This window comes from uncultured Tateyamaria sp. (genome assembly GCF_947504105.1).
Lineage (GTDB): Bacteria > Pseudomonadota > Alphaproteobacteria > Rhodobacterales > Rhodobacteraceae > Tateyamaria.
On sequence record NZ_CANNGP010000089.1, the window covers coordinates 1 to 5968 of the forward strand.

4 protein-coding genes and 3 pseudogenes are annotated in these 5968 nt (G+C 53.8%); 6 read left to right on the forward strand and 1 reads right to left on the reverse strand.

The features are described from left to right. The 4 genes and pseudogenes from Q1A75_RS23090 to Q1A75_RS23105 all read left to right on the forward strand — a co-directional run. On the forward strand, positions 1–1095 hold a 1095-nt coding region (locus Q1A75_RS23090), incomplete at its 5' end, for a hypothetical protein (RefSeq protein WP_299593287.1). A 179-nt stretch (positions 1096–1274) separates the two neighbouring features. Beyond that, a pseudogene (locus tag Q1A75_RS23095) lies at positions 1275–1532 on the forward strand (transposase); the annotation flags it as partial. 1 nt (position 1533) lies between these two features. Further along, positions 1534–1752: pseudogene (locus Q1A75_RS23100) on the forward strand (transposase); the annotation flags it as partial. Between the two features lie 6 nt (positions 1753–1758). Next, positions 1759–1857, forward strand: a pseudogene (locus Q1A75_RS23105) (IS5/IS1182 family transposase); the annotation flags it as partial. A gap of 32 nt (positions 1858–1889) precedes the next feature. Here Q1A75_RS23105 and Q1A75_RS23110 read toward each other — a convergent pair. Further along, on the reverse strand, positions 1890–4778 hold the full coding sequence (locus tag Q1A75_RS23110) for a Tn3 family transposase (protein WP_299593290.1): 2889 nt from the start codon (positions 4776–4778) through the stop codon (positions 1890–1892). A gap of 149 nt (positions 4779–4927) precedes the next feature. Here Q1A75_RS23110 and Q1A75_RS23115 point away from each other — a divergent pair, with 149 nt between their 5' ends. After that, positions 4928–5368, forward strand: a complete 441-nt coding sequence (locus Q1A75_RS23115) for a hypothetical protein (protein ID WP_299593293.1) — start codon at positions 4928–4930, stop codon at positions 5366–5368. Next, the gene (locus Q1A75_RS23120; RefSeq protein WP_299593296.1) at positions 5352–5915 is read left to right on the forward strand and encodes a recombinase family protein; all 564 of its coding nucleotides are present in this window, start codon (positions 5352–5354) and stop codon (positions 5913–5915) included. Before Q1A75_RS23115 ends, Q1A75_RS23120 begins: the two co-directional genes overlap by 17 nt. Positions 5916–5968: the final 53 nt, after the last annotated feature.

Sequence of the window (5968 nt, forward strand, 5' to 3'; positions counted from 1 at the left end):
ATCAACATCTCTCGCATTGATTCGATGTCGATGTCTCGTCTTCGTGCAGTGCTTGCGCAAAATATGTACCATGAAGAACAGAGCCAACCACATTATTCTGTCTACTCTCAGGGAACATCGAGTTCAAAAGTTACGTTGAACTTTATTCATCATGATCCCCCAATATGGAATGAGGACACTATTTTCATGGGACCTAAAAGTGCGCACATGCGTACGGGAGTTTTTGGGCATCCTACCGATCGCTATGCTGAACAACTTCGAGACTACTATCGGGGCAGAGATTACTACGAAGCTGGAGTAACACCAACATCTCAATTGCATGAGGCAATTGGAATAGGCGGCCAAACGATCGAACTGTTTCCGTCAATATTTCGGAGGAATGTTTATTCAAACAGCAGCAACTCTCAGAAGGTTCGAAATATACCAATACACTTAGACGTGAATGCCTATATAGAAGGCGGTAACTTTCTCTCAAACGGGGCGAGTCCGGGGAAACGAATATTTTTGCTTGGTACGGATGCCTTAGCTTATACGACAAGAATGGCAGCTAAACCAAATGACCCGCATATTTACTCTCAGACGGTTACACATTTGTCGGACCAGATAGGAGTCAAGCCCGGAGACAAACTGCTTATTGTTCCGCAACGGACGTTTCACATTGATATGTCAATGACGTTTACTGGCGAAAATGAAATTGTTCTAGCTGACTCTGCGAAGACACATAGCATTCTATTTCCAAATGAACCGCCGAAGTCTCTAACAATAGATCAAACCAAATTAGAAAATCTAATACAAAAAAAACTGGAAAACGAAGGAATATCTGTTGTCAGGAAGCCATGGTCCGGAGCCAGAAAAACGGACTTCAATTTGTTTAATGGTGAGTTTGTAAAGTCGAACGACACACAAGAAACTTATTTTCTCACGAACGGAATTTTTGACGTCCCAGAGTTTGCAAGAAGGGAAATCGAAGAAGACATCATAGCATTCTATCGTGATAGGGGCATCGAAGTAGAATTCACGCCCAAGCGGGATGCGTCAACATATCTGCAGAATGGAGGTGGTATTGGATGCTTAACGAATTCACTGCAGTCTTAGAAATCCGACGAACGTTTCGTCATAAGAATCGTAACTGGAGTCTGGTCCGGCCGGGATCAGAATGACATCTTAGGTTCTGAACCTATTAATTTGGTTGTCGCCTTTCCGCGTGCTTGATTCATGCCCTTGAGTTTCAGGGGTATAACATGAGCAATCTATTTTGGCTGACTGATGAGTAGATGGCGCGGCTTCAACCTTTCATTCCAAGGAGACATGGCAAGCCGAGGATTGATGATCGTCGTGTACTGAGTGGGATTATTTTCCTCAACTGTAATGGGTTACGTTGGTCGGACGCGCCGCGTGAATATGGGCCGCCGAAGACGCTGTACAATCGCTGGAAACGATGGAGCGATGTGGGTGTATTCGCTCGGATTATGAACGGGCTTGCTGCGCAGGAAGTCGATCATAAGACCATCATGATTGACGCAACACACCTCAATGTATCGCGCCAGTGAAATTCTGCTCACGCTACAAGGAAGAAAACGTAGCGATGAGTGGGCCATTGGGGGTATCAAGAGATGGGCGGCGAAGCGGAAATCAGCGCTCGTCATTGAGATCATCCAGAGCAAGACGACGGTGGCTGAGGCCAGTCGGTCGTATGACCTAGCGCCCTCTGAGATTGAGAACTGGGTGGATGAAGCGCGCAATGGCATGGAGAACGCCCTGAAGGATTGACAGCGCGTCGCCCCCCGATGTGACAAATGCCCAAAGGTATTCCTATCGGCCATCGCTCTCACTGCAACAGACCTATTCTGGCTGTAAATTAAGGAGTTTGGATCCTTTTAGGGCGGAATTCAGCGGTTCATCCACCTGTATTCACCCGTGAGCAAGATGTGAGCCCATCCAAGCGGCGAGATGTGCGACAAAAGCTCTGGTGAACAATCAAGACCGGCGCGTTTTCGGGCGGAGACGGCGCGGCCGAGGCGCTTTGTATTCCAATAGATGATGATAGCAGCTAGCAGGTTCAGCCCAGCCATGCGGTAGTGCTGTCCCTCGGCGGTTCTATCACGGATCTCGCCCTGACGTCCAATCCGCAGGGCGTTTTTTAAGGCGTGGTGCGCCTCCCCCTTATTCAGACCAACATTGGCACGTCGCTGCATATCGGCATCGAGCAGCCAATCGATGATGAATAGCGTGCGCTCTATGCGCCCGATTTCCCGGAGCGCCTGGGCGAGTTCATGCTGACGCGGATATGACGCGAGCTTCCGCAAGAGTTGGCTTGGTGGAATGACGCCCGCCGCCATCGTGGCGACAGCGCGGAAGATGTCGTGCCAGTTCTCGACGATCAGTTTTGCTCTGACCTTGCCGCCGACCTGGCCACGCAATTCCTTTGGCGCATTGGCTGGATCGAAGAGATAAAGCCGCTTCGAGGGCAGATCGCGTATACGGGGAATGAACCTATATGACAGCAGCGCGGTGACAGCGAAGACGTGATCTGTAAAACCACCAGTGTCGGCGTATTGTTCTTTGATTTTTTGACCTACCTCGTTCATCAGCAAACCATCCAAGATATAGGGGGCCTCGTTCACGGTCGCTGGGATGTTCTGGGTCGCGAACGGCCCGAACTGATCGGAGACATGGGTGTAGGCTTTCAGCCCAGGCTCGGAGCCGTATTTTGCGTTGATGAGGTTCATCGCCTCTCCGTGACGTGTCGTCGAGAAGAATTGCCCGTCGCTGGATGCGGTGATGCCACTGCCCCAGTACCGCGCCATCGGCAATTCCGACTGTGCAGTGATCACCATGGCGAGAGCGCGGTTGATGGCATCGCTTTCGATATGCCAACGCGACAGGCGAGAAAGCTGGAAATAGTCGTGCGAGCTTGTCGCCTCGGCCATCTTGCTAAGGCCAAGGTTCAGCCCCTCGGCCAACAGCACGTTCAACAGCCCAATGCGATCCCTGCAGGGAACGCCCGTGCGCAGATGGGTGAAGGCTTCGGTAAATCCGATATCGTTATCCACTTCCAGTAGCAGATCGGTAATCCGAACCGCAGGCAGGCGGCCATAAAGATCGAGCACCAGGGCATCAGCCTCGTCAGGCACGGCCCTGGTCAGTCGGTCCATTTTGAGGATGCCATTTTCAATGGCCCCACCTGGGATCGCACCCGTTCTCGCGGCTTTGGCTAACCTCTCAAGCCCCTCCTTTAGCCGTGCCTTTCGGTTGGCCAACCAGGATTCCGGCTCGAATGGCATGGTCAGGCGAGGTGTTGTTTTGGCAGCTTCCATCGGCACAAGTGCCTGTTTCAGGTCGGCATAACGCCGGGAATGTGGGAGCCAGATGTCGCCGGATCGAAACGCGTCGCGGATTTGGAACAGCACAGCGACCTCCCAAAGCCGGTTGCCACCAGGCCCTTGGGCATTGAGATGGCGATGCCATTTTGAAGCCCGCCGCAGGAAATCCGTCTGGCGGGACGCGTCGGCCTGATCTTTGGCGATGATCGCGGCGGCTTTCATCAACGGTGCCGCCACGGGGGCATTCCGAACATCAAGCGCACGCAGCATGCGTGGCGCGTATCTCCGGAACCGGTGATATCCATGAACAACATGCGCCAGGGCATCAGCAGACATCGTATCGGTCAATTCAGCAGCGGTTGCCACCATGCCTTCAAGACGTGCCCAACCGCAAGTGGTCTCGGTTGCATCATCTAGGGATGCGCCATCTCTCTTGGCTTCCAGCAGGGCCGCGCCGAGGTCTTTGAAGGACCGCAACGTTTCCCGCAGGGATGATCTGGCATCCGCGATCCGCGCATCGCACAGCTTTTTGGCGTCCCGCCAGGTTTTGCCAACGATCCGATCATGGGTCTCGATCACGGCATCCGCAATGGCTGCGGCCCATTCGATGGCGCAGACGGCCAGGATCGCCAGACGCCGGTCACTGGTGATGTCGCGCAGGCCGTCTGCGAAGTACCGTTCACCCTGACGGCGCAAGCGTGTGATCCGGTGAGGCGGAATGTCGTCCAGGATATCGGGCGATAATCCCAAGGCCTGCAGGAATTCCAACCGATCCAATAGCCGGGCTGCGCCCGCTGAATTGCTTCCCACCTCGAACTGGCGCAGCCAGACGAACCGGCTGACCTTGCCATCGACAATCTCGGTCAGCAGTGCGTCCAGTTGTTCTTGGCTATCTTTGCTGAGGCGACTTGCAATCCGGCTTTCTATTCTGCGCTCCGCTGCGACAAGGGCATCGGCGCAGAGCCGCTCGATCACTGTGACGCCGGGCAGGATCGTCTGCGTCCGGCGGCATTCCTCGACAAACCTGCGCGCTAGGTCGTCGTTGGACCGGGCCGTCTCGGCTTGCGCGGCGAGCCAAGCCTTCAAGCTACGCGCGCCCTGGCCCGAGAACATCTTCAAGCCGTAAATCTGTCGCAAGACGTGCAGGTGCTGCTGGCGGGTTTGGCGTCGCGCGGCGTAGGGCAAGACATCGTCACCGGTCAGGCCAAGCTGGGCCGCGATGAAGCGCAGCACCTTTTCCGGGATCACCTCGTCAGACGAGAGAAGGCGTCCAGGATATCGCAACGCACAGAGCTGCAAGGCAAAGCCGATCCTGTTTTCTGATCGCCTTCGGTCATTGATGTGCTCAAGGTCATCATCAGCGAGGGTATAGTGGTGCAGCATCGACGCGTCGTCGGTGGGCAAATCGAAAAGTGCCGAACGCTGGCGCTCGGTCAGGATGGATCGTCTTGGCATAGAGATGTCCTAAAAATGGTGTTGATCATTTTGAGACAGCGCATAATATAAAGACGAATAATGAGACAGTTCTGGTTGGCAAATCACCAGTTGTCCTGATTGCCCGGACACCTGCCCCAAAAACGAACGGTTAAAGGACAGTATTTCCAATGTACGATCTCTCTTGTTTCCCAATTATTGTTGTTGCGGGAAAACTGTTTTCATTGTCCGCAAATAGTGTTGGAGAAGCGCTAGGGATGGGGGCAACTGGCGGTATGGCTTCAGTTGGCCGTATGCTGTCAAAACAAGTAGAGACCTCAAATCATGCTGCGGAGGGGCTCATTCAATTTCTCCACCTGAGAACCGTTACAACACGACGCGCCTTTGACCGCTCTAAACGCTGGTGGGGTCGTTGGTACAATAAAATGGCCGGAGAACACCCAATTTATGTTCAACTGAGTGGCCATCACCTTGTCCAAGTTCTGACCGCGATGGGACAGGACGACGAAACCGCAAAAATACCTCGAAACGCTCAATGCGGTATAAGAGTGGATTGTTCTGAAGACCATTTGGCTCTCCTCAATGAAAAATACTATGCCAAGAAGCGGTGACATCCTCGGTTATGCGCGGGTATCAACGTCCGAACAGGACCTGTCTGGCCAGATCACGCGCCTCAAGCATGCGGGGGCCATCCGCGTCTTCGAAGATGTCGTTTCGGGCAAACAGTTCGACCGCCCCGGCTTGTCTGCGTTGATGGATCATACCCGCCCCGGCGACAGCTTGGCCGTTACCCGCCTGGACCGGCTCGGGCGCTCACTTAAAGAGCTCCTGGAAACTGTCGAATACCTGAAAGAGCAAAACATCGGGTTGATCAGCCTCGAAGAACGAATCGACACCACATCCGCCGCTGGTGAGCTGATATTCCACGTTTTCGGAGCCATCGCCCATTTCGAACGCCGGTTGATTTCTGAACGCACCAAAGACGGCATTGAAGCTGCCAGAGCACAGGGCCGAAAGCCTGGGAGACCTCCGCTCGAACCTGAAACGGTCTTGGCGCTGCAAAACCTCGTCCAAGCAGGAATGACCGCCGGACAAGCCGCCAAACAAATCGGTATCGCAAGATCGACAGCCTACAGACTGGTTAAGGAAAAGGGATAACCGCAACCATCAGGCCTTACGGTGTCATTCTGCCCCCAGCCGGAACAGACCCC

Coding starts and splice junctions, on each gene's coding strand:
- Q1A75_RS23110 (WP_299593290.1), bottom strand. CDS start 4,778: ATGCCAAGACGATCCATCCTGACCGAGCGCCAGCGTTCGGCACTTTTC.
- Q1A75_RS23115 (WP_299593293.1), top strand. CDS start 4,928: ATGTACGATCTCTCTTGTTTCCCAATTATTGTTGTTGCGGGAAAACTG.
- Q1A75_RS23120 (WP_299593296.1), top strand. CDS start 5,352: ATGCCAAGAAGCGGTGACATCCTCGGTTATGCGCGGGTATCAACGTCC.